Below are 21,948 nucleotides of genomic sequence, written 5' to 3' on the forward strand. Positions count from 1 at the left end.
GTTGTACCAAGAAGCAGTGTTTACAGCGCGGCCTTCAGCGCATCGACCAGATCGGTCTTTTCCCAGCTAAAGCCGCCATCCGCTTCGGGCGCGCGTCCAAAGTGGCCGTAGGCCGCGGTGCGTTCAAAGATGGGGCGGTTCAACTGCAGATGCTCGCGGATGCCGCGCGGTGTCAGGTCGATGATCTGGCGGATCGCCTTTTCAATCGCCGCATCCGTAACATCCGCGTCGCCACCATAGGTATCGCAGTAGATCGACAGTGGCTTGGACACGCCGATGGCATAGCTCAGCTGGATCGTACACTTTTCGGCCAGACCGGCAGCCACGACGTTTTTCGCCAGATAGCGCGCCACATAGGCGGCAGAGCGGTCAACCTTCGTCGGGTCTTTCCCCGAGAACGCGCCGCCCCCATGAGGTGCCGCACCGCCATAAGTATCCACAATGATCTTGCGCCCGGTCAGGCCCGCGTCGCCGTCAGGGCCGCCGATGACAAAGGTCCCCGTCGGGTTCACCCACCATTCGGTGTCGGGCGTGATCCAGCCTTCAGGCAGAACCTGGGTGATATAGGGTTCGACGATGTCGCGGATGTCGGCACTGGTCTGGCCTGCATCGGCGTGCTGCGTCGACAACACGATAGAGGACACGCCAACAGGCTTGCCGTCTTCATAGCGCACGGAAAGCTGGCTTTTGGCGTCGGGGCGCAATGTCGGCTCTGTCCCGTCTTTGCGCACTTCGGCCAGACGGCGCAGGATGGCATGGGCATAGTGGATCGGCGCCGGCATCAGCTCTGGCGTCTCGTTGGTGGCGAAACCGAACATGATGCCCTGATCGCCCGCGCCTTCTTCCTTGTCGCCTGAGGCATCCACGCCTTGCGCGATATGCGCCGACTGCGGGTGCAGCAAGTTGGTGATCTCGCAGGTGGCGTGGTGGAATTCATCCTGCTCGTAGCCGATGTCCTTGATGCAGGCGCGGGCGATGCCGTCGATCTTGCCAAGGTATTCATCCAGCTTGTCCTTGTTCGACAGGCCAACCTCGCCGCCGATGACCACGCGATTGGTGGTGGCAAAGGTCTCCGCTGCGACACGCGCTTCGGGTTCTTCGGTCAGAAAGGCATCAAGTACGGCGTCGGAAATCCGGTCGCAGACCTTATCCGGGTGGCCCTCGGAAACGGATTCCGAAGTGAACGTGTAGTTTTTGCGGGACATTTAGTGCTCCAATAGATTTCTTAGCCACGTCAGGAAGCCGTTGTGGCCGATTAACGGGGCTTAGCTTTGCCTGCCCCTTTGGTCAAACTTTAAGTTGCGTCGTCGGCGCAGGATCACAAGGGCAAACCCCGCCAAAGTGATGAAAAGAAACGGCCATTCGCCCCATCTGCTATAGGGTGTCGCAGGGCGTGGGGCGGGCAGAGGGGCATCCAGAAAGCCTGCCTCGTTCATGGCCAAACTCTTTGTGATGCGGCCCCAGGGGTCAATCATCGCCGAAACGCCCGTGTTGGCGACGCGTGCCATGGGCAGACCTTGCTCTATCGCGCGCATCCGGGCCTGAGCCAGATGCTGCAAAGGTCCCTGCCCCTTGCCGAACCACGCATCATTCGTGAGCTGCATCAAGAACGCAGGCCGCGCCGGTGCGGCGTTAACGTCCCGCGCAAAGACGGCCTCGTAGCAGATCAGGGGCAGCGCCTGGCCCAAGGGCCCCAGATCCATCAGATCTGCCCCCGGACCCGAGGAAAACCCGCTGCCAAACTGCGCCGCCATGCCGCGCAGACCGATACGGCCCAACAGGTCGCCAAAGGGGATGTATTCGCCAAAGGGCACGAGGTGGTGCTTGTCATAGGTCTGCACAACCTCGGCGTCTGGCCCCAGCAACACGGCCGAGTTGTAATAGGCCATGTCGTCGCGCCGCTGCACCCCCAGCACCACAGGCGTACCGGCGGCGGCTTCGCTGATATAGGTCAGCGCGCCATGGGCCAAATCAAGTGGCCACGCGATGGCGGTTTCGGACCAGAGGATCAGATCAGGCGCCGCATCCCCATGCGCAGGCGGTGCAGCGGTCAGCGCCAGCTGACGATCAAAGAATTCGGGGATTTTGACGGGGTCCCATTTGTCTTTCTGCGCCGCGTTCGGCTGCACCATACGGATCATATGGTCGGTAACCGGAGCGTCGCGCCCTCCAAAGGACACCGTCAACGCCGCCACGCCCAAGATCCGCGCGCCCCAGACAGCGCCCTGCCGCAGCAATGTGCCCCGCGCGCGCTGTACCACCGCCACAGCCAGCGCGACAAAGGCAAGGGTCATGCCGTAGGGCCCCACCAGCGCAAGCCCCTGCCCCGGCCAATGGTTGACCAAAGACTGAGAGAACATCCCCCAAGGGAAGCCGGTGAACAGATAACCGCGCAGCATTTCGGCGGCGGGCAGGACGAAGATCAGCGGCCAGACCTGTGCCGACAACCGGCGGGACACGTAGAACGCCAAAGCCCAATACAACGCCAAACCGCCCGTCAGCCCCGCCACAGCAAAAGGTGCCATCCAGGCATAGCGTTCAGGGTCGACCATGAAGGGCGATATCAGCCACGACCATCCATGCAAGAAATAGCCAAAGCCAAAGCCCCACCCGAGCGCTGCGGCCTGCCGGGGCGTTGCAGCAGCACGGTAGATCAACAGAACAGCCGCAAATGCGGCCAGCAAGACTAGCGGCAAATCATAGGGTGCCTGCCCAAAGGCCGCGACACCGCCCGCAAGCACCGCGGCACCGAACCGCATCCAAGCGGCACTGCGCAAAGTCATCAGTGAGTTCCGGCCATACGCACGCGCAAACGCTTGATCCGGCGCGGATCGGCGTCGATCACCTCGAACTCGGGGCCATCGGGATGCACGACCACTTCGCCACGCGCCGGCACCCGTCCCGACAGCATGAAGACCAACCCGCCAAGGGTGTCGATCTCTTCTTCGTCAACATCATCGTGATCGGTCAGCGAATGGCCAATCTCGGCCTCGAAATCATCCAGAGGCGTCTTGGCCAGCGCAAGGTAGCAGCCGGGCTTTTCGACCGTCCAATATTTGCCTTCGTCCACGTCGTGCTCGTCTTCGATCTCGCCGATGACCTGTTCGATCAGATCCTCGATCGTGACCAGCCCGTCGACGCCGCCGTATTCGTCAATCACCAGCGCCATGTGGCGCCGTTCGGCCTGCATCTTGGTCAGCAAGACGCCAATGGTCATGGACGGCGGCACGAACAGCAAGGGACGCAGCATCGCCTGAAGGTCAAATTCGGTGTTTCGGCCATTAAATCCGTGGGTCAGCGCCAGATCCTTGAGGTGGGCCATGCCAACGGGGGTATCGAGCGTGCCGTCATACACCGGCAGGCGCGTCAGACCGCTGTCCTTGAACACGCCGACCAGTTCATCCAGCGTCGAGGTCACCGGCACCGCGGTGATATCCGCCTTGGGCACCGCCACATCATCCACCCGCATCCGGCGCAGGTTCATCATGCCGCGGGTCGACAGCCTGTCGGTCTGTGCCGCGGTGATCTCCTCCTCTTCCTCGTTGTCTGACGCGCTAAGTGCGCCCATGACCCGGGAAAAGAAGCCACCGGATTTCGGAGTGTCTTCGGTTTCTTCGGCCTCGGAGGCCGGTATGATGTCTTCCAACTGCGCGCTCTGCGCCGCCTCAGATGATCCGTCTGTGTCGCCCATCGGGTCCTGTCTTTATGTGTTTAGGCAGGCGGTTGCACTGCGTCGTCTCTATATGGGTCATCCAACCCCAATTTGCCAAGTATTTCTACCTCTAACCGTTCCATCAGGGTCGCATCCCCGTCCCGTTCGTGGTCATACCCCAACAGGTGAAGCAGCCCGTGCACGATCAAATGGGTCACGTGATCGGCCATCGGGCGGCCTGCGGCCTCTGCCTCGGCGTGGCAGGTGTCATATGAAATCGCGATGTCGCCCAGTTCCAGCATATTGTCGAACCCCGGCGTGACCGGTAGCGGAAGTTCGCCGTCGCGCGCGGCTCCGCGTTCCTCGGCCGGCCAGCTGAGCACATTTGTCGGCGTGGGCTTGTCGCGGAAATCTGCGTTCAACGTGGCGATATGTGCATCGTCGCAGGCCAGCACCGTCACCTCGGCGGTGTCGGCATCCAGCGACAGATGCGCCAATGTGGCGCGCATCGCGCGGGGGCATAGGGTATCAAGGTCCAGACCGGCCCAACGGGGGTCTTCCTCTATCACGTCAAGCGCCTGCATCAGCGCCCCACCGGGGGCCAGCCCCCGGCCCCCCGGAGTTTATCTGGCAAAATGAAGCAGCCGGCCATCACGCGTGGCCTGCATCTGCTTCATAGGCTTCGATGATCGCGGCCACGAGCGGGTGGCGCACCACGTCTTTCGAGGTGAAGTAGTTGAAGCTGATCTTGGGGATCGTCTTGAGCAGCCGTTCCGCGTCTTGCAAGCCCGATGGCACGCCGCGTGGCAAGTCGATCTGGGTCCGGTCACCGGTGATCACCATCCGCGAGCCTTCGCCCAAACGGGTCAGGAACATCTTCATCTGCATCGAGGTCGCGTTCTGCGCCTCGTCCAGCACAACAAAGGCGTTGGACAGGGTCCGCCCGCGCATGAAGGCCAGCGGCGCGATCTCGATCTTTTTCTCTTCGATCAGCTTGGCCAGTTGTTTACCGGGCAAGAAGTCATTCAGCGCGTCATAAAGGGGCTGCATGTAGGGATCGACCTTGTCTTTCATGTCACCGGGCAGGTAGCCCAGCTTCTCCCCCGCCTCCACGGCAGGGCGCGACAGGATGATACGGTCCACATGGCCACCAATGAACATCGACACGCCGACGGCCACCGCAAGATAGGTTTTACCCGTACCGGCAGGGCCGATGCCGAAGGCCAGTTCGTTGTCGAACAGTGATTGCACATAGGCTTTCTGCGCAGCCGTGCGGGGTTCGACGCGTTTCTTGCGGGTCTGGATTTCGACGCCGCCCAAATTCGGCATCTCGATCTGGTCGCCTGGGCGCACCCCCGTCCCAGCGGCGGAATCGCCCATGCGTAGCAAACTGGTGACATCGGCGGGCTCCACACTGCGCCCGCCTTCCAGTCGGGCGTAAAGCCCTTCGAGCACTGAGGCCGCGCGGCTGGTCGCGTCTTCCTCTCCCATCACCGACAGGTGGTTGCCCCGACGCACGATCTGGACCTCAAGCGCCGTCTCTACGGCGGTCAGGTTGGCGTCATAGGGGCCGCAGAGATCAATCAGAAGCCGGTTGTCCGGAAATTCAAGCTGCTGCGCGTGAGAAGCGGGAGGCGTCATTGTGTCACTAGATGGCAAAGCGTTTTCCTAATTGGAGGTGTCTTTGGATTAATATGGGTCCCATATTCAAACTATGTACCCCTTTGAGCCGACAAAAAAGGGCCGGAGCGTAAAACGCGCCGGCCCGATCCTATGTGCAGGAGTGGTCGCAAGATCAGTTGGGATCTCGGACGCGCGAGCCGCCTTTGAAGTCGCCCGCCGTATATGTGGGCTGGGCCACGCCAGAGCAGACCGGCTTGCCGTATTTGTCCAGTCGCTGGCTCAGGTAGCCTTCGACGCCGTCGTCGATGATCCAGTGGTCGCAGCCATTGGGATCGACCCAGATGCCGGCCTGAAGCTGGCTCAGGTGCTTTTTGTCAAAGCCACGGTCGACGGTTTTATCGGCGGGATAGCCCCGGCCTTCGTAGTCAGCGCAGGCACCCAGTGTCAGGGCGCAGGCGGTGACCATCATAATCTTAGCTTTCATCACGTTACTGTCCCCTTAGCGAATGCAGATGATTTCGACGCGGCGGTTCTTGGCCATACCGCCCGCTGTGCCATTGGACGCCGCTGGCATCCGTTCGCCATAGCCGCGGACATCCGCAATGCGGGCCCCCGATTGCTGGGCGATGCTGGCAACCGCATTGGCACGGTTCAGCGACAGCTTCATGTTATAGGCATCCGACGCGCGGCTGTCTGTGTGCCCGCTGATGATATAGGACACGGCACCCGTAGTCTTGAAGAATTCAGCCAGACGGGCGCGGCCCTGCGGGTGCACACGGTAGCTGTCGGTGTTGAAAAACTGGTCCGTATTCATCACGCCGCAGACGTTACCCCGGCGGCAGACCGGAATACCCTGACGGGTGACATGCGGTGTCATATAGCCTTCGGCACCGTCATCCATGACCCAATGTTCACACCCATCGGGGTCGACCCAGATCGTTGGAATATACTGGCCCTTGTCGCGGCCCTGTTGAGATCTTGTTTGTGCATCGGCAGCAGATGCCTGAAGCACGAATGTTGCGGCAATCATCGTGCCCGCAAACAGCCGTAGCCCCTTGGAAATTGTATTAAACACAGCCCTCGTCCTTTTCTTACTGTCCCCCAGTCGGAAGACCCACAGATACCCCAGGCACCACGGTCGTCCGCTATATGTTGTGAGATTAAGAGGTAAACGCGCTTCTGTGAAGCGCGAATGCGGCCATATTTACTATATTACTGCCACACTTACGCCATTTTCCGGCCATTGCAGTCGTTTTGGTCTACAATCATTGCGGGCAAATCGCGAGCGGTGACACCTAAATCTGACGTGCCGTCAGCGAATTGGTTTTGGCATCAACGATTCTGACGCGGACAACGTCGCCAATTTCGGCCTGCGCCTCGTCGATATGCACAGAGTGGAGGTATTCGGATTTCCCCACCATCTGCCCCGCCTCGCGGCCCGCTTTTTCGACAAGAACAGAAACATCGCGCCCCACCATGCTGTTCTGGATCTCGCGCTGTTGACCGGTGATCAGCCCTTGCAAGCGCTGGAGGCGTTCGTCGGCTATGGCGGGTTCTACCTGCGGGCGTTCGGCGGCGGGAGTGCCGGGACGGGTCGAGTATTTGAACGAATAGGCGTAGCCGTATTTCACCTCGCGGACGAGCTCCATCGTGGCTTCGAAATCCGCGTCGGTTTCTTCGGGGAAGCCGACGATGAAATCGCCCGACATCACGATATCGGGGCGCGCGGCGCGGATGCGTTCGATCAGCCGCAGATAGCTTTCGGCGGTGTGGCTGCGGTTCATCCGCTTGAGGATACGGTCCGAGCCGGATTGCACGGGCAGGTGCAGATAGGGCATCAGCTTGTCGATCTCGCCATGGGCGGCGATCAGCGCGTCGTCCATATCGTTGGGGTGGCTGGTGGTGTAGCGGATACGCTCCAGCCCGTCGATCTTGGCCAACTCCTTGATCAGGCGGGCAAGCGTGTAATCCGCCCCCTCTTCCCCCACGCCGTGATAGGCATTGACGTTCTGACCCAGCAGGGTGACTTCGCGCACGCCGCGTTCTACCAGTTCGCGCGCTTCGGTCAGCACGCGGGTCGCGGGGCGCGAGACTTCGGCCCCGCGGGTATAGGGCACCACGCAGAAGGCGCAGAATTTGTCGCAGCCTTCCTGCACGGTCAGAAACGCAGAAGGCGCACGCGTCGCTTTGCCGCGACCTTTCAGCTTTTCGAATTTATCCTCTTCGGGGAAATCCGTATCAAGCGCGGTTTTGCCAGAGCGCACGCGCGCCTCCATCGCGGGAAGGCGGTGATAGGATTGCGGCCCCACAACCAGATCAACGGCCGGCTGACGGCGCATGATCTCTGCCCCTTCGGCCTGCGCCACGCAGCCTGCGACGCCAATCTTCAGATCGGGGTTCAGTTCCTTAAGAGGCTTCAGGCGGCCCAGTTCGGAATAGACTTTTTCTGCTGCCTTTTCACGGATGTGACAGGTGTTCAGCAGGATCATATCAGCGTCAGCTGCGGTCTTTGTCTCGACGTAGTTATCGCCCAGAGACTCGGCCATACGTTCACTATCGTAGACATTCATCTGGCAGCCGTAGGTCTTGATGAACAGCTTTTTTGGCGCGGTCATGGCAGGGTCCGTTGATCAAAGGTGCAAAAGCGCGGTCTAACAGCGCCAGCGTTCTCTTGCAATGCGTCCCGATTTGACAGATTTAGGGCACAGTACAAATAGAGCCGGGGTGTCATGCAGTACCGCAGTCTTGACCATTTTATCAGTGACAGCAAAGCGGTGCTGAGCAAGGGGCCCATTGCCCTCATCATGGTCGAGGACGCGATAGAGATCGAGACGACGCTGCGCCATCACCAGCAGCTTGGCTTTGCCACCGTTGTCGCCTTTATGCCCGCCAGCTTCGCGCTGGCCCGTGATGTCGCCGAAAGCAAAGGCGTGCTGCGCGTGGACTACGACATGGACCGCGAGGACGCGCTGGAAAATGCCGTAAACGCCGTGATCGAGGCCGCACCGGGGCAATGGCTTTATACCTGCTACAACGCCGAATATCTGTTCTACCCTTTCTGCGAGACGCGCACCGTGGGGGAGTTGCTGGCCTTTCACACGGAAGAGCGCCGCGACGCAATGCTCACCTATGTCGTTGATCTTTATGCAGATGATCTAGGTGCCGCCCCGAACGCGGTATCGCTGGACAACGCCTTTCTGGACCGGTCCGGCTATTACGCGCTGGCGCGGCCTGACGGCACGCCGGACAACCACCCCAAGGAACGGCAGCTTGATTTCTTTGGCGGATTGCGTTGGCGGTTCGAGGAACATGTGCCCGCCGCGCGGCGCAAGATCGACCGTATCTCGCTGTTCCGCGCCAAGCCTGGCTTGCGGATGCGGGACGATCACACCTTCACGGATGAAGAATACAACACCTACGCCTGCCCGTGGCACCACAATATCACGGCGTCGATCTGTTCTTTCCGCACGGCCAAGGCGCTCAAGTCCAACCCGGGCAGCAGGGATCGTATCGCCAGCTTTAAATGGCACAACTCCGCGCCGTTTGAATGGCATTCTCGCCAATTGCTGGATCTGGGATTGATGGAACCGGGGCAGTGGTTCTGAACGCAGGGGACCGGTAAAAACCGAGCCCTAGACCGAACGGCCCTAGCCCTTGCGGCGCAGACGGATCACCACATCGACCGAGGCGATCTCGGCCCCTTCTGGTGCGTCGGGCAACTGCGCGATCACCAATTGGTCAGAGGGCGCATCGGACAGGCGTGCCTCGTCCTCCCAGAAAAAGTGGGGGTGATCATGCGTGTTGGTATCGAAATAGCTTTTGGACCCGTCAACCGTGACTTCCTGCATCAGCCCCGCGTCGCAAAAGGCGCGCAGGGTGTTGTAGACCGTCGCCAGCGACACGGCATCGCCCTGCCCCTTGGCCGCGTCAAACAGGCTTTCGGCGGTGACATGGCGGTGCTGACCGTCGCCCACCAACAGATGCGCCAGCGTCATGCGCTGCCGCGTGGGGCGCAGGCCCGCCTTGGCAAGCCACTCAGAACTGATCTGCTGTGTTGTTTGGGTCATTGGCTATAAGTACCTCTCATGTGCTATATATAAGGGGCAATGGGGGCGGTTTTCAAACGGAAATCCGGAAACTCTTGCCAGCGCCGCCTTTCGCCGTCGCGTAAATGCGGTGTGCCTGCGCCCTTGCGGGCCTGCGGCGCGCAATGCTAAACCTGCCGGGATTTGAAATTCAGCCCTCAGGAGCCGCGATAATATGGCCGACTACCCCACCAGCTTTGACAAAGAAGCCCTGCTCAAATGCGCCCGTGGCGAGCTTTTCGGCGAAGGCAACGCGCAGCTGCCCGCCCCGCCGATGCTGATGATGGACCGGATCACAGACGTCTCGGCTGACGGCGGTGCCCATGGCAAAGGCCACATCACGGCGGAATTCGACATCACGCCCGACCTGTGGTTCTTTGACTGCCACTTCCCCGGCAACCCGATCATGCCCGGCTGCCTTGGCCTGGATGGTCTGTGGCAGCTGACCGGCTTTAACCTGGGCTGGCGCGGCTGGCAGGGGCGCGGCTATGCGCTTGGCGTGGGCGAAGTGAAGCTGACCGGCATGGTACGCCCTGACCGCAAGATGCTGACCTACAAGATCGACTTTACCAAAGCGATCCAGACCCGCCGCCTGACCATGGGCGTTGCCGATGGCATCGTCGAAGCCGACGGCGAAGTGATCTATCAGGTCAAGGACATGAAGGTCGCGCTGAGCGAGAGCTAAGCCCACCCGTCAGATCATCGCTCGGATCACCTTGCTGGTCTTCCAGACAGACTGATGACTTGATTTGTCGCCCCATAGGCGGCAAACGGGAAACGAACGTGCGGCCCCGCGACAAGCGTGCGGGCCGCGCAGCATCAAGAGGGCACCCGCCCCACACAGATCAAGGGAGTGCAGCCCATGCGCCGCGTCGTCGTCACAGGATTGGGAATTGTCTCGTCCATCGGAAACAATGCAGAAGAAGTTCTGGCATCGCTGAAAGACGGGACAAGCGGCATCGTCGCCAGCCCCGAAATGACAGAGCACGGCTTTCGCAGCCGCGTTGCAGGGACGCTCAAGATTGATGTGGCCGACCACATCGATAAACGCGCGCTGCGTTTCATGGGCGGCGGTGCGGCTTATGCCTATATCGCCATGCAGCAGGCCATCGCGGATGCGGGCCTGAGCGAAGACCAGATCAGCAACCCGCGCACCGGCCTTGTGGCGGGCTCCGGCGGGCCATCGACATCGGCGCTGTTCACCGCGCATAACGTGGTGCGCGACACCGGCGCGACCAAGCGTATCGGGCCGTTTGCCGTGCCGAAATGCATGTCGTCCACGGTCAGCGCGAACCTGTCCACCGCCTTCAAGATCAAGGGCATCAACTACTCCATCACCTCGGCCTGCTCTACCTCGCTGCATTGCATTGGCAACGCGGCGGAACAGATCATGCTGGGCAAGCAGGACGTGATGTTCGCGGGCGGCGGCGAAGAGCTTGACTGGACGCTGTCCTGCCTGTTCGACGCCATGGGCGCGATGAGCAGTAAATATAACGACGCCCCCGAAACCGCGAGCCGCGCCTTTGACGCCAACCGCGACGGGTTCGTCATCTCGGGCGGCGGCGGCATGCTGGTGCTCGAAGAGCTTGAGCACGCCAAGGCGCGCGGTGCCACGATCTATGCCGAAGTCACTGGCTATGCGGCGACATCCGATGGTCACGACATGGTGGCCCCGTCCGGCGAGGGCGGCGAACGCGCCATGCGCTTGGCGCTGGAAACCCTGCCCGAGGGCCGCAAGGTCGGCTATATCAACGCGCATGGTACCTCCACACCTGTCGGCGACGTGGGCGAGATCGAAGCGGTCCGTCGTGTCTTCGGCCAAGGCAGCACGCCTCCCGTCAGCTCGACCAAGTCGATGACCGGCCACGCCCAAGGCGCTGCCGGCGCGCTCGAGGCGATCTTCTGCCTGCTGATGCTCAAGAATGACTTTATCGCCAAATCCATCAACGTCGTTGATCTGGACCCGAAACTGGACCCGTCCGAAATCGCGCTGGAGCGTGTGGACAATGCCGGTCTGGATTCGGTGATGACCAACTCCTTCGGGTTCGGCGGCACCAACGGATCGATGATCCTTTCCAAATTCCAAGAGTAAGGGCAGCAGATGTCAGACATGCTTAAAGGAAAACGCGGCCTGATCATGGGTGTAGCGAACGAACGCTCCATCGCTTGGGGCATTGCCAAGGCGATGGCGGAAGCCGGTGCGGAACTGGCGTTCACCTATCAGGGCGATGCCTTTGGGAAGCGTCTCGAACCTCTGGCGCAGAGTGTAGGGTCGGACTTCATGGTCGATGTCGATGTCACCGACGACGCCTCGCTTGATGCCGCGTTTGACCAATTGGGCGCGCGTTGGCCCACGATCGATTTCGTCGTCCACGCCATCGCCTTTTCCGACAAGTCCGAGCTGACTGGCCGTTTCCTGAACACCAGCCGCGCGAACTTTAAGAACTCGATGGATATCTCAGCCTACTCCTTCATCGAGATCGCCCGCCGTGCGCATCCGTTGATGGTCGAGAATGGCGGCACCCTGTTGACGCTGACCTATATGGGATCAAACCGCGTGACGCCCAACTACAACGTTATGGGCGTGGCCAAGGCCGCGCTGGAAAGCGCCACGCGCTATCTGGCGAATGATCTGGGCCCCGAAGGCATCCGCGTCAACGCGATCAGCCCCGGCCCGATGAAAACGCTTGCCGGTGCCGCGATTGGCGGGGCGCGCAAGACCTATAAACACACCGACACAAACGCCCCCATGCGCGCCAATGCGACGTTGGAAGCGGTTGGCGGGACCGCGGTCTATCTGGCCTCAGATGCCGGTGCTTGCACAACGGGCGAGATTATCCGCGTGGATGGCGGGTTCCATGTGCTGGGGATGCCGCAGGCGGAGAACCTTTAAAGGTACTGGCGGACCGGGGCGCTGCCACAAAGTTCTATTTACGGGGCTCTGCCCCGGCCCCCGGGATTTCAGACCATTTGGAAATGGCGCGGCGCGTCTGAAAAGGACCGTCGCGTTTAGCGCAGGGGCGGGGTTTGGTAGAGCCAGACCTTCATACCGCCGTGGGCGATAGCAGGGCCTTGGGGTTTCCACGGCAGGCCGGTGGCTTTGGCCAAGGGCGGCTCGGACGTGACAAGGCCGACGCGCCAGCCTTTAAAGCGGGTCAGCAGCGTTTGGCCGAGCGTGCCATAAAGCGGATAAAGCAGTTTCTTGTTGCCGATGCGCCCGCCGTAGGGCGGGTTCACCATGACAAGGCCGGGGGGGCCATCGGGCGGGGACAGCTCCCCCGCGGCGTGGTTTTCGAAGGTTACGGCATCGGCCACCCCTGCCCGTTCGGCATTCATACGGCTCATCCGGACGGCACCCGCGTCACGGTCAGAACCATAGAAACGGAGCGGCGTGGATGTGGTGGGGGTGTCGCGCATGGCACCCCATTGGGCAGCGTCAAAGCTCGCGAGGTCTTCGAAAGCGAAAGGGCGCGAGCGGCCGGGGTTGAGGCCCATGGCGATCTCGGCCGCCTCGATCACGAAGGTCCCTGAGCCGCACATGGGATCGACCACCGTCTCGGTGCCCGTGTACCCCGCCTGACGCAGCATCAGATAGGCCAGATTTTCGCGCATCGGCGCTTTGCCCACGGCTTCCTTGTGGCCGCGTTTGTGCAGCGCATCGCCCGAGGTATCGAGGCTGATGGTCACCACATTGTCGTCGATCCGGACCTTGAGCACGAGAGCCGCCTCGGGCGAGATCGTGACCCCGAGGCTTTCGCGCAAGGCGGTTTCAATCCGCTGGGTCGCGGCACCGGCGTGATAGATTTTAGAGGCTTTCGTGGTCACCTGCACCCGCAGCGGCACATCGGCGCGCAGCACATCGCCCCAGGGGAACTTGCGCGCGCGTTTGTCCAGCTGCGCCAGATGGAACGCCATGAAGGACCCGATCCGCGCCAGCACGCGCGAGGCACCGCGCAGTTGCAGATTCGCGCGCCAGACCTCGGGCCAGCCGCCCAGCACCGTGATCCCGCCGGGCGAGGCCACAGGATCGGCAAAGCCTTTCTCTGTCACCTCGGCGAGAAGCATGTCTTCCAGACCGGGGGTGGCCACGATAAAAATGTCGAAGGTGTTTTGACTGTCCATAACCGCTGCTTACTGCGCGGCGCGCGAGGTTTCGAGCGGTTTCTTGGAGCAAGACAGTCCGGCGCGATCAAAAGCGCCGGACTGTATGGGCCTGGTTCAGGCGATTTTTACCAGTTCGATGTCGAACTGCAGGTCTTTGCCCGCCAGCGGGTGGTTGGCGTCAAGGGTCACAGTGGCGTCGTCAACCTCGACAACCATCACCGGCATCGCCTGCCCGTCCGGGGTTTGCATCTGCAGCTGCGTGCCAATTTCCAGCGGGATATCCGCAGGGATGCCTTCGCGTGGCACGGCCTGACGCATCTCGGGGTTCACATCGCCGTAGGCCTCTGCGCTGCCGATCTTGACGACTTTCTTGTCGCCGACTTCCATGCCGGGCATCGCGCTGTCGAGGCCGGGGATGATCTGGCCGGACCCGACCGTGAACTCCAAAGGCTCGCGCCCTTCCGAGCTGTCGAAGGTGCTGCCGTCAAGCAGGGTACCAGTGTAGTGAATAGCAACAGTATCGCCGGATTTAACCTGCGTCATAGAAAGCTCCGATCCATAAAGGGAAAATACAGGAGGCCGCGTATCTGCGCGGGTGCTCCGGGTTCGGCGCGCAGTGTTTCAAGCCTGCGTCCTGTCGTAAACCCCCATGAGGCCAGTTTTTCGGCCTTTTCTGTCGTGACGGGTCGTGACAGTCTTGCGGAAGAAATATTCAGGGGGAAAATCATGGCGATTACAACATGCGTGTTCGACGCATATGGCACCTTGTTCGATGTGGCCGCAGCCGCACGACAAGCCGCGTCAGAGCCGGATTTTGCAGCGATAAAAGACAGCTGGCCGCAGGTCGCCGAACATTGGCGGCAAAAGCAGCTTGGCTATTCCTGGCTGCGCGCTGTCACCGGGGCCCACGACGATTTCTGGCAGGTCACCCAAGAGGGGCTGGACTGGGCTTTGGCCAAGACCGGCCACGACAACGACCCCGCCCTGCGCGAACGCCTGCTGGCACTTTACTGGGAGCTTCAGGCCTTCCCCGAAGTACCCAAGATGCTGAAAACGCTGAAGGAAGCTGGGTTGAATACCGCGATCTTGTCGAACGGATCACCAGCCATGCTGGACGGTGCGGTTTCTTCCGCCGGTCTGGATGACACGCTGGATGCGGTGCTGTCGGTGGAAAGCGTCGGCGTCTTCAAACCACATGCGAAAGTCTATGAACTGGTCGGTCAGCGCTTTGGCTGCGCGACCGCCGAGGTGTTGTTTGTCTCGTCCAACGGATGGGATGCGGCGGCGGCGACAGGCTTTGGCTTTACCACCGCCTGGGTCAACCGCGCGGGAGAGCCGATGGACCGGCTGCCGTGGCAACCGGCCCATGTGCTGCAGGACCTCAACGGCATCCCAGAACTGGCAGGCGTATAATGGCTCATTTCACCACATCCGACGGGCTATCGCTCTATTTCACCGACGAAGGGGCGGGTCTGCCGATTCTCTGTCTTGCAGGATTGACGCGGACCACAGCGGATTTCGACTATGTCACCCCCCATCTGAAGGGCGTGCGGCTGATCAAGATGGACTATCGCGGGCGCGGGCGCTCTGACTTCGACCCTGACTGGTCACACTATTCCCCCCCGGTTGAATGCCATGATGCGCTGGAGCTGCTGGATCATCTTGGCATCGACAAGGCCGCCGTGCTTGGCACCTCGCGCGGGGGGCTGAATGCATTGGGGCTGGCCAAGGGAGCCAAGGGTAGGTTGCTGGGCGTGGCCTTTAACGACGTTGGCCCGTATATTGACCCGCAGGGGCTGGATTTCATCATGGGCTATATCGGCCGCAACCCTGCTGCCAAGACCCATGCCGAAGCCGCCGCCGCCATGCCGCGTGTGTTTCCCGAATTTGACGACGTGCCCGACAGCCGGTGGATGGAAGAGGCGCAAAAGCATTACACCCAGACCGAAAGCGGCTTGCAGATCACTTATGACAAGCACCTGCGCGATGCGGTGGCCAAGGCGTTCTCTGCCCCCTCCCCCGACCTGTGGCCGTTCTTTGACGCGCTTGACGGGCTGCCGATTGCCTGCATCCGTGGCATGGCGTCCAATCTGCTGAGCGAGGAAACCTTGCAAGAGATGGAACGCCGCCGCCCCGATATGGTGGTCGCGCGGGTGCCGGGACGTGGGCATATTCCGTTTCTGGACGAACCAGAGGCGGTTGCGGCCTTGAACGAATGGATCGGGAAGATGCAATGAATATCGACATGATCCGCGCGGCAGCGCGGCGGCTGGAGGGGCACGTGCGGCGCACGCCTTTGCTGAACTCTCCGTTTCTGGATGACATCGCGGGGCGGCGCGTTTGGGTCAAGCCCGAGTGCCTGCAACACACCGGCAGCTTCAAATTTCGCGGCGGCTGGTCGGCGGTGTCAGCACTGGAGCCCTCCGTGCGCGCCAAGGGGGTCATCGCCTTTTCCAGTGGCAACCACGCCCAAGGAGTCGCCTATGCGGCCAAGCTGCACGGGGTGCCTGCGGTCATCATCATGCCCGCCGACGCCCCCCGTCTGAAGATCGCTAACACCCGCGCGCTTGGGGCCGAGGTCGTACTATATGACCGCATGACGGAGGACCGCGACGCCATCGGCGCGGCTATGGCGGAGGAACGCGAATTGACATTGATCAAGCCTTTTGACGATCCGCTGGTGATTGCCGGTCAGGGGACAACGGGGCTCGAGATCGCGCAGCAGGCCGCCGACGCGGGGATCGCCCGCGCCGATGTGATTGCCTGCTGTGGTGGCGGGGGGCTGACCTCTGGCATCGCGCTGGCGCTTGAAGCCGAGGCACCGGGGCTGCGCGCGCGCACCGCCGAGCCCGAAGGCTTTGACGATGCCGCGCGGTCGCTCGCCGCAGGAGAGATCACGCGCAACGCCGCCCTTGGCGGGTCGATCTGCGATGCCATCGTTACGCCGCAACCGGGCGATCTGACCTTTCCGATCCTCAAGCGGCTTTGCGGCCCCGGCCTTGTGGTCAGCGACAACGAAGCGCTGCAGGCGATTGGCCATGCGTTCAACCGTCTCAAACTTGTGGCCGAACCCGGCGGGGCTGTGGCCCTCGCCGCCGCGCTGTTCCGGCAAGACGAGATCGACGGCGACGATGTGATCGTCACCATCTCGGGCGGGAATGTAGACAGTGATATTTTCTCGCGGGCGCTTGCCACGCTTGACTGACGCCCCACAGGAGGTTCTGACATGAAGATTTTTGATACTGGCGACGTGCGTCTGCACTACCGTGTGGATGGCCCCGAGGATGGTGCGCCTGTGGTCTTTGCCAACTCACTGGGGACTGATCTGCGCCTGTGGGATCCGATCCTGCCGCTGCTGCCCGAGGGTCTGCGCATCATCCGCTTTGACAAACGCGGGCATGGGCTGTCGTCCTGCCCGCCTGCGCCCTATGCGATGGGGGCGCTGATTGGCGACACGGAAAAGCTGCTGGATCATCTGGGCGTAAAGGGCTGCGTCTTTGTCGGGCTGTCGATCGGCGGGATGATCGCCCAAGGGCTCGCCACCAAGCGGCTGGACCTGATCCGCGCCATGGTGCTGTCCAATACCGCCGCCAAGATCGGCACCAAGGATATGTGGGCAGACCGCGTGCGCGCCGTGCAAGACAGCGGGATCGAACCGATGGCAGACACCATCATGGAACGCTGGTTCGCCGCCCCCTTCCGCGCCACGCCCGAGCTTGAGCTTTGGCGCAATATGGTCGTACGCCAACCGGCCGAAGGCTATGCTGGTTGCTCTGCCGCCATTTCGGGAACCGATTTCTACACGCCAACGGCGGCGCTGCGCCTGCCGGTGCTGGGAATCGCGGGCTCCGAAGACGGGTCCACCCCCCCTGATCTGGTACGCGAGACCATCGAGCTGATCCCGGGATCCAAGTTCAAGATCATCCGCAAGGCCGGCCACCTGCCCTGCGTCGAACACCCGCAAGAATATGCAGCGCTGCTGACCGAATTTTTGCAAAGCGTTGGCCATGTCTGACATCCTTTTGGTCCATGGCTCGTGCCACGGCGCGTGGTGCTGGCGTGATCTGATCCCTGCGTTGCAAGAATTGGGCCACAGCCCCCGTGCGATTGATCTGCCCAGCCACGGCGACGACAGGACGCCGGTCAACGCGGTCACGCTCGACAGCTATGCCGATGCGGTGCTTGCGGCCTCTACCCCCGATACGGTGGTGGTGGGTCATTCGATGGGCGGTTTCGCCATCGGGGCGGCGGCACAGAAAAATCCAAGCGCCATGGCGCGGCTGATCTATCTATGTGCCTACGTCCCTGCGGCGGGGCTGTCGCTGGCCGAGATGCGCAAACAGGCCCCGTCACAACCGCTGATGCCCGCTGTGCGCCTCGCCCCCGACGGCAAAAGCTTTACCCTTGATCCCGCGATGACAGAGGCGCTGTTCTATCACGACTGCCCGCCGGATGTCGCAGGTTTTGCCGCACCGCGCCTCTGCGCGCAGGCCGTGGCCCCGACGATCAAGCCTCTGGCGGATACTGCCCGTGCGGACGCCACGCCACGCAGCTATATCCGCTGTATGGACGACCGCACCATCCCGCCCGCCTATCAGGTCACGATGACGAAAGACTGGCCAAGCGCGGATGTTCATGAGATGGCCTGCGGGCATTCACCGTTCTTTACCGATCCCGCCGGTCTGGCGCGGATCATTGACGACATTATCCCGAGGTAACCCATGGCCGCCAGCGTCTTTGACAGCCCCCTGTTCGCACAGCTTTTCAACACCGGTGACGCAGGCCGCCTGTTCTCGGACAGCGCTGCGATCCGCGCGATGCTGCTGGTCGAAGGGGCGCTGGCCAAGGTGCAGGGCAGCCTTGGTATCATCCCCGAGATGAGCGCCGCCGCGATCCACCGCGCCTCTCTCGAGATTCAGGTCGACCCCGGGGCGATTGCCGCCTCTACCGGAGAAAACGGCGTGTCCGTGCCGGGGCTTCTGGCGCAGTTCCGCGCCGAGATGCAGGCACCGGAATTTGCCCAGCACGTCCATTGGGGCGCGACCAGTCAGGACATCATCGATACCGCGCTGATGCTGCGCCTGCGTCAGGCGCTCAAGCTGGCGGAAACCGATCTGCGCGAGATCATCGCGGCCCTTGCAGCAGGTGCCGAACAGCACCAATCCCTGCCGATGCCTGCCCGCACCTATGGCCAGCACGCCACCCCCACCAGCTGGGGCGCGGTGCTGGCGGAATGGGGCATGCCGCTGTGTGATGCGCTCGACCAGCTTGAGGCGCTGCGCGAAGGGGCGCTGTTCGTGTCCCTGTCGGGGGCGGCGGGGACGGGCTCTGCCCTTGGTCCCAAGGCTGCCGAGACCCGCGCGCAGCTGGCCCAAGCGCTTGGGCTGCAAGACCCCGGGCGCAGCTGGCATGTGGACCGCGGCCCCGTGCTGCGCATCGCGGATTGGCAGGGCCGCGTGATGGCAGCGCTGGCGCATATCGCGCAAAGCACGCTGGCGCTGACCATGACCGAAACCGCCGAGCTTGCCCTTGGGGCGGCAGGCGCGTCGTCGACCATGCCGCAAAAACAGAACCCCGTGGGGCCCTCGGCGATTGTCGCCCTCGGGCACCAGTTCACCGGCCAGCGCGCCACGCTACAGGCCGCCGCGGCGCATCAGCATCAGCGTGATGGCGGCGCGTGGTTCGCGGAATGGATGGCCGTGCCTCAGCTGGCACTGAGCCTTGCCGCCGCGCTGAACCACACGAAAAGCCTTGTCGCGGGGCTGACGCCGCACCCTGTGAAAATGCACAGCGCGCTAACGGATGGGCTGGGCCTGATCCACGCCGAAGCGCTGAGTTTTGCCCTGGCTAAGACGATGCCCCGCCCCGCGGCCCAGAAGATCACCAAACAGCTTTGTCAGGATGCGCTGGCCAAACAGGTGCCGCTGGCCGATCTGGTCCACGCGGATTACCCCGACGTGGCCGAGACCCTCTTTGACCCGTCAACCCAGATGGGACAGGCCCCCGCAGATGCAGCCGCCTTCGTGGCCCGCGCGCGTGCGCTGTAACCACCCGACCGGCGCGCGATAGCCCATGCGTCCCGCCGTCATATTTATCATCCTGACCGTCATGATCGATGCCATGGGCATTGGTCTGATCATCCCTGTGATGCCGGACCTGATCGCGCAGGTCCAATCCGCCGATCTGTCACGCGCCGCGCTGTGGGGCGGTGTGTTGGCGACGACATTCGCGGTGATGCAATTCCTGTTCAGCCCGCTGGTGGGCAGCCTGTCCGACCGCTTCGGGCGCAGGCCGGTGCTGCTGACCTCGCTGAGTGTGATGGCGCTGGACTATGTTCTGATGGCGCTGGCGGGGTCGATCTGGCTGCTGCTTTTGGGGCGGGTGATCGGTGGTATCTCGGCAGCCACGGGGGCCACAGCCAGCGCCTATATGGCCGACATCACCAGACCCGAGAAACGCGCCGCCGCCTTCGGCATGATCGGCGCGGGTTTCGGGGCCGGGTTCGTGCTGGGCCCTGTAGCAGGCGGTTTTTTGGCCGAGTTTGGCACACGTGCCCCCTTCTGGGCGGCGGCGGTGCTGGCGGCGGGTAATGTGATCTTTGGCTGGATCGTCCTGCGCGAAACCGTAAATACCCGCAGCGCTGCGCCCCTGTCATGGCGGCGCGCGAACCCCTTGGGGGCGCTGCGGGCCTTGGGCGATCTGCCCGGGGTGTCGCGCCTGCTGCTTGTCTATTTCCTCTATCACCTTGCCTTTGCCGTCTACCCGTCGGTCTGGAGCTATTTCGGCAAGGCGCAATTCGGCTGGTCCCCTGCGATGATTGGCGGGTCGCTGGCATTGTTCGGCGCGGCGATGGCCGTGGTTCAGGGGGGGCTGATCCGGCCCGTGCTGCACCGCTTTGCCGAACGCGGCACCGTGCTGATCGGCTTTGCCTGCTCCATCACCACTTTCGGGCTGATCGCAACAGTCACATGGGGCAGCGCGATCCTGATCCTGACCCCGCTTGCCGCACTCGCGGGCGTGATCCCGCCTGCGCTACAGGCACTGATGTCAGCCCGCGTCACCCCCGAGCGGCAAGGCGCGTTGCAAGGGCTGCTCACCTCGGCATCGGCGCTGGCGATGGTGGTCGCCCCCTTGGTTATGACATCCGTCTTTGCCGCCTTCACCAGCGCTTCGACCCCTGTCTATTTTGCGGGCGCGCCTTTTGTGCTGTCGATGATCCTGTCGGTGGTCGCCTTGGTGGTCTTCCGGCGCGTGCGTATAAATCCCGCGCATGTGGACTGACATAACGTAAGCCTGACGCAGCGCGGCGCATATAGGCTTGCGGGAGGGGGCAGAGCTTGCCACCCTTCCCTAAACTCACGCGCCCGGAAGGACCCGTTATGCCGTTGATCAAAGCCGCCGTTTGCCATGAATTTGGTGCTCCTCTGAAAATCGAAGACGTAGAACTCCGCGCCCCGGAGGGGGCCGAGGTCGAGGTGACGCTGGATGCCGTAGCGATCTGCCATTCGGACATCTCTTTTGCCAGTGGGGGCTGGGGCGGATCGCTGCCCGCGGTCTATGGTCACGAGGCCGCGGGACGGGTGACCGCTGTGGGCGACAGGGTAAGCGGCGTCTCGGTCGGGGATAGCGTCGTGGTCACGCTGATCCGCGCCTGCGGCAGCTGCCCCAACTGCGCTAGCGGTCGTCCTGTGATCTGCGAAACCCCCTATGACGGCGACACCGGCCCGCTGAAAACCAAGGACGGCGGCAAGCTGCATCAGGCCATGGCATCGGGTGCCTTTGCCGAAAAAGTCGTTGTGGATCAGGCGCAGGTCGTCAGGATCAGCGCCGATATTCCCAAGGATGCCGCCAGCCTGATCGCCTGCGGGGTGATCACCGGCGTCGGTGCCGTGGTCAATGCTGCGCAATTGCGGGCCGGTCAGGACGTCGTGGTCATCGGTGCCGGTGGCGTCGGGCTGAACGCCATTCAGGGCGCGCGCATCGCCGGGGCCCGCCGCATCGTCGCCGTGGATATGAGCGCCGAGAAGCTGGAGATCGCCAAGGAGTTCGGGGCCACGGATGGTATCCTTGGCACCGAAGACAAACCCTGGGGGCAGTTGGAACAGGCGATTGGCCGCAAGGGCGTGGATGCGGTGATCGTGACCGTTGGGGCGATCCCTGCCTATAACGACGCGCCGAAATACCTTGCCGCGGGGGGGCGTGTGGTCATGGTCGGCATGCCTCATATCGGCGACAGCGCGACCTATGATCCCGGCACATTCGCCGCAATGGGTCAGGGCACGGTCGGCTCCAAAATGGGCGACGTGGTGATCCAGCGCGATATTCCGTGGATGGTCGATCTATATGCCCAAGGACGGCTGAAACTGGACGAGCTGATCTCGGGGCGGTGGTCGCTGGAGCAGATTAACGACGCGATCGAGGATACCAAGACCGGTGCCGCGCGGCGCAATGTCATCCTGTTTGACCGCTAGCGCCACGGGGGCC

Annotated in this window: 23 protein-coding genes and 1 riboswitch; of the genes, 12 read left to right on the forward strand and 11 right to left on the reverse strand. The window is 62.4% G+C overall.

Going from position 1 to position 21,948, the window contains the following annotated elements:
- Positions 1-20: 20 nt before the first annotated feature.
- The 8 genes from metK to miaB all read right to left on the reverse strand — a co-directional run bounded on the left by metK (position 21) and on the right by miaB (position 7,890).
- Complete coding sequence (metK, locus tag ACNQ62_RS10860; RefSeq protein ID WP_005849425.1) at positions 21-1,205, reverse strand: methionine adenosyltransferase; 1,185 nt, start codon at positions 1,203-1,205, stop codon at positions 21-23.
- A gap of 4 nt (positions 1,206-1,209) precedes the next feature.
- A riboswitch (SAM-SAH riboswitch) is annotated at positions 1,210-1,257 on the reverse strand.
- 8 nt (positions 1,258-1,265) lie between these two features.
- The gene (gene lnt, locus ACNQ62_RS10865; protein WP_418094870.1) at positions 1,266-2,783 is read right to left on the reverse strand and encodes an apolipoprotein N-acyltransferase; all 1,518 of its coding nucleotides are present in this window, start codon (positions 2,781-2,783) and stop codon (positions 1,266-1,268) included.
- Positions 2,783-3,691 carry a hemolysin family protein gene (locus ACNQ62_RS10870; RefSeq protein WP_064217086.1) on the reverse strand — a complete coding sequence of 303 codons (909 nt, stop codon included), beginning with the start codon at positions 3,689-3,691 and terminating at the stop codon, positions 2,783-2,785. Before ACNQ62_RS10870 ends, lnt begins: the two co-directional genes overlap by 1 nt.
- Positions 3,692-3,711: 20 nt before the next feature.
- Positions 3,712-4,236: an rRNA maturation RNase YbeY gene (ybeY, locus tag ACNQ62_RS10875; RefSeq protein WP_005849428.1), complete on the reverse strand. Its 525-nt coding sequence runs from the start codon at positions 4,234-4,236 to the stop codon at positions 3,712-3,714.
- A gap of 67 nt (positions 4,237-4,303) precedes the next feature.
- Positions 4,304-5,293 carry a PhoH family protein gene (locus ACNQ62_RS10880; RefSeq protein ID WP_005849429.1) on the reverse strand — a complete coding sequence of 330 codons (990 nt, stop codon included), beginning with the start codon at positions 5,291-5,293 and terminating at the stop codon, positions 4,304-4,306.
- A 154-nt stretch (positions 5,294-5,447) separates the two neighbouring features.
- Positions 5,448-5,759, reverse strand: coding sequence for a hypothetical protein (locus ACNQ62_RS10885; RefSeq protein WP_005849430.1), 312 nt, complete (start codon positions 5,757-5,759; stop codon positions 5,448-5,450).
- A gap of 15 nt (positions 5,760-5,774) precedes the next feature.
- A complete protein-coding gene (locus tag ACNQ62_RS10890; protein ID WP_005849431.1) occupies positions 5,775-6,350 on the reverse strand; it encodes an OmpA family protein in 576 nt (191 codons plus the stop codon).
- A 220-nt stretch (positions 6,351-6,570) separates the two neighbouring features.
- Entirely contained in the window at positions 6,571-7,890 is a 1,320-nt protein-coding gene (gene miaB / locus ACNQ62_RS10895) for a tRNA (N6-isopentenyl adenosine(37)-C2)-methylthiotransferase MiaB (protein WP_005849432.1), read from the reverse strand.
- A gap of 114 nt (positions 7,891-8,004) precedes the next feature.
- Here miaB and ACNQ62_RS10900 point away from each other — a divergent pair, with 114 nt between their 5' ends.
- Entirely contained in the window at positions 8,005-8,880 is an 876-nt protein-coding gene (locus ACNQ62_RS10900) for a glycosyltransferase family 2 protein (protein WP_180827982.1), read from the forward strand.
- 42 nt (positions 8,881-8,922) lie between these two features.
- Here the strand turns inward: ACNQ62_RS10900 and irrA are convergent, their stop codons facing one another.
- Complete coding sequence (gene irrA / locus ACNQ62_RS10905; protein ID WP_005849434.1) at positions 8,923-9,342, reverse strand: iron response transcriptional regulator IrrA; 420 nt, start codon at positions 9,340-9,342, stop codon at positions 8,923-8,925.
- 193 nt (positions 9,343-9,535) lie between these two features.
- On the opposite strand from irrA, the gene fabA reads away from it, so the two are divergent.
- The 3 genes from fabA (at position 9,536) to ACNQ62_RS10920 (ending at position 12,253) form a co-directional block, all read left to right on the forward strand.
- On the forward strand, positions 9,536-10,045 hold the full coding sequence (fabA, locus tag ACNQ62_RS10910) for a bifunctional 3-hydroxydecanoyl-ACP dehydratase/trans-2-decenoyl-ACP isomerase (protein ID WP_005849435.1): 510 nt from the start codon (positions 9,536-9,538) through the stop codon (positions 10,043-10,045).
- 177 nt (positions 10,046-10,222) lie between these two features.
- Positions 10,223-11,452, forward strand: a complete 1,230-nt coding sequence (fabB, locus tag ACNQ62_RS10915) for a beta-ketoacyl-ACP synthase I (RefSeq protein WP_005849436.1) — start codon at positions 10,223-10,225, stop codon at positions 11,450-11,452.
- Between the two features lie 9 nt (positions 11,453-11,461).
- Positions 11,462-12,253: an enoyl-ACP reductase FabI gene (locus tag ACNQ62_RS10920; protein ID WP_418094871.1), complete on the forward strand. Its 792-nt coding sequence runs from the start codon at positions 11,462-11,464 to the stop codon at positions 12,251-12,253.
- 116 nt (positions 12,254-12,369) lie between these two features.
- On the opposite strand, the gene ACNQ62_RS10925 is transcribed toward ACNQ62_RS10920, so the two are convergent.
- Together ACNQ62_RS10925 and ACNQ62_RS10930 are read right to left on the reverse strand one after the other, a co-directional pair.
- Positions 12,370-13,482, reverse strand: a complete 1,113-nt coding sequence (locus ACNQ62_RS10925; RefSeq protein WP_418094872.1) for a THUMP domain-containing class I SAM-dependent RNA methyltransferase — start codon at positions 13,480-13,482, stop codon at positions 12,370-12,372.
- Positions 13,483-13,578: 96 nt separating this feature from the next.
- Positions 13,579-14,007: an FKBP-type peptidyl-prolyl cis-trans isomerase gene (locus tag ACNQ62_RS10930; RefSeq protein WP_005849439.1), complete on the reverse strand. Its 429-nt coding sequence runs from the start codon at positions 14,005-14,007 to the stop codon at positions 13,579-13,581.
- 183 nt (positions 14,008-14,190) lie between these two features.
- Between ACNQ62_RS10930 and ACNQ62_RS10935 the strand changes: the two genes are divergently transcribed.
- The 8 genes from ACNQ62_RS10935 (at position 14,191) to ACNQ62_RS10970 (ending at position 21,935) form a co-directional block, all read left to right on the forward strand.
- Positions 14,191-14,877: a haloacid dehalogenase type II gene (locus ACNQ62_RS10935; protein WP_418094873.1), complete on the forward strand. Its 687-nt coding sequence runs from the start codon at positions 14,191-14,193 to the stop codon at positions 14,875-14,877.
- On the forward strand, positions 14,877-15,701 hold the full coding sequence (locus ACNQ62_RS10940) for an alpha/beta fold hydrolase (RefSeq protein WP_418094874.1): 825 nt from the start codon (positions 14,877-14,879) through the stop codon (positions 15,699-15,701). The genes ACNQ62_RS10935 and ACNQ62_RS10940 overlap by 1 nt, the downstream gene beginning before the upstream one ends.
- Positions 15,698-16,669: a threonine ammonia-lyase gene (locus ACNQ62_RS10945; RefSeq protein ID WP_418094875.1), complete on the forward strand. Its 972-nt coding sequence runs from the start codon at positions 15,698-15,700 to the stop codon at positions 16,667-16,669. The genes ACNQ62_RS10940 and ACNQ62_RS10945 overlap by 4 nt, the downstream gene beginning before the upstream one ends.
- Before the next feature lie 21 nt (positions 16,670-16,690).
- Complete coding sequence (gene pcaD, locus ACNQ62_RS10950) at positions 16,691-17,479, forward strand: 3-oxoadipate enol-lactonase (protein WP_289091129.1); 789 nt, start codon at positions 16,691-16,693, stop codon at positions 17,477-17,479.
- Positions 17,472-18,182, forward strand: a complete 711-nt coding sequence (locus tag ACNQ62_RS10955; RefSeq protein WP_418094876.1) for an alpha/beta fold hydrolase — start codon at positions 17,472-17,474, stop codon at positions 18,180-18,182. The genes pcaD and ACNQ62_RS10955 overlap by 8 nt, the downstream gene beginning before the upstream one ends.
- Before the next feature lie 3 nt (positions 18,183-18,185).
- Positions 18,186-19,511 carry a lyase family protein gene (locus ACNQ62_RS10960; protein WP_418094877.1) on the forward strand — a complete coding sequence of 442 codons (1,326 nt, stop codon included), beginning with the start codon at positions 18,186-18,188 and terminating at the stop codon, positions 19,509-19,511.
- A 25-nt stretch (positions 19,512-19,536) separates the two neighbouring features.
- Complete coding sequence (locus ACNQ62_RS10965) at positions 19,537-20,745, forward strand: TCR/Tet family MFS transporter (protein WP_418094878.1); 1,209 nt, start codon at positions 19,537-19,539, stop codon at positions 20,743-20,745.
- Between the two features lie 98 nt (positions 20,746-20,843).
- A complete protein-coding gene (locus ACNQ62_RS10970) occupies positions 20,844-21,935 on the forward strand; it encodes a zinc-binding dehydrogenase (RefSeq protein WP_418094879.1) in 1,092 nt (363 codons plus the stop codon).
- Positions 21,936-21,948: the final 13 nt, after the last annotated feature.

This window comes from Sulfitobacter sp. SBS6 (assembly GCF_048285585.1).
GTDB classification, from domain to species: domain Bacteria; phylum Pseudomonadota; class Alphaproteobacteria; order Rhodobacterales; family Rhodobacteraceae; genus Sulfitobacter; species Sulfitobacter pontiacus.

Bases quoted from the DNA above. Each gene is read 5' to 3' on its own strand.
- ACNQ62_RS10965 (WP_418094878.1), top strand. From the start codon at position 19,537: ATGCGTCCCGCCGTCATATTTATCATCCTGACCGTCATGATCGATGCC.
- ACNQ62_RS10935 (WP_418094873.1), top strand. From the start codon at position 14,191: ATGGCGATTACAACATGCGTGTTCGACGCATATGGCACCTTGTTCGAT.
- ACNQ62_RS10920 (WP_418094871.1), top strand. From the start codon at position 11,462: ATGTCAGACATGCTTAAAGGAAAACGCGGCCTGATCATGGGTGTAGCG.
- ACNQ62_RS10925 (WP_418094872.1), bottom strand. From the start codon at position 13,482: ATGGACAGTCAAAACACCTTCGACATTTTTATCGTGGCCACCCCCGGT.
- lnt (WP_418094870.1), bottom strand. From the start codon at position 2,783: ATGACTTTGCGCAGTGCCGCTTGGATGCGGTTCGGTGCCGCGGTGCTT.
- pcaD (WP_289091129.1), top strand. From the start codon at position 16,691: ATGAAGATTTTTGATACTGGCGACGTGCGTCTGCACTACCGTGTGGAT.
- ybeY (WP_005849428.1), bottom strand. From the start codon at position 4,236: ATGCAGGCGCTTGACGTGATAGAGGAAGACCCCCGTTGGGCCGGTCTG.
- ACNQ62_RS10955 (WP_418094876.1), top strand. From the start codon at position 17,472: ATGTCTGACATCCTTTTGGTCCATGGCTCGTGCCACGGCGCGTGGTGC.
- irrA (WP_005849434.1), bottom strand. From the start codon at position 9,342: ATGACCCAAACAACACAGCAGATCAGTTCTGAGTGGCTTGCCAAGGCG.
- miaB (WP_005849432.1), bottom strand. From the start codon at position 7,890: ATGACCGCGCCAAAAAAGCTGTTCATCAAGACCTACGGCTGCCAGATG.
- ACNQ62_RS10940 (WP_418094874.1), top strand. From the start codon at position 14,877: ATGGCTCATTTCACCACATCCGACGGGCTATCGCTCTATTTCACCGAC.
- fabB (WP_005849436.1), top strand. From the start codon at position 10,223: ATGCGCCGCGTCGTCGTCACAGGATTGGGAATTGTCTCGTCCATCGGA.
- ACNQ62_RS10930 (WP_005849439.1), bottom strand. From the start codon at position 14,007: ATGACGCAGGTTAAATCCGGCGATACTGTTGCTATTCACTACACTGGT.
- ACNQ62_RS10970 (WP_418094879.1), top strand. From the start codon at position 20,844: ATGCCGTTGATCAAAGCCGCCGTTTGCCATGAATTTGGTGCTCCTCTG.
- ACNQ62_RS10960 (WP_418094877.1), top strand. From the start codon at position 18,186: ATGGCCGCCAGCGTCTTTGACAGCCCCCTGTTCGCACAGCTTTTCAAC.
- ACNQ62_RS10870 (WP_064217086.1), bottom strand. From the start codon at position 3,691: ATGGGCGACACAGACGGATCATCTGAGGCGGCGCAGAGCGCGCAGTTG.
- fabA (WP_005849435.1), top strand. From the start codon at position 9,536: ATGGCCGACTACCCCACCAGCTTTGACAAAGAAGCCCTGCTCAAATGC.
- metK (WP_005849425.1), bottom strand. From the start codon at position 1,205: ATGTCCCGCAAAAACTACACGTTCACTTCGGAATCCGTTTCCGAGGGC.
- ACNQ62_RS10900 (WP_180827982.1), top strand. From the start codon at position 8,005: ATGCAGTACCGCAGTCTTGACCATTTTATCAGTGACAGCAAAGCGGTG.
- ACNQ62_RS10885 (WP_005849430.1), bottom strand. From the start codon at position 5,759: ATGAAAGCTAAGATTATGATGGTCACCGCCTGCGCCCTGACACTGGGT.
- ACNQ62_RS10880 (WP_005849429.1), bottom strand. From the start codon at position 5,293: ATGACGCCTCCCGCTTCTCACGCGCAGCAGCTTGAATTTCCGGACAAC.
- ACNQ62_RS10945 (WP_418094875.1), top strand. From the start codon at position 15,698: ATGAATATCGACATGATCCGCGCGGCAGCGCGGCGGCTGGAGGGGCAC.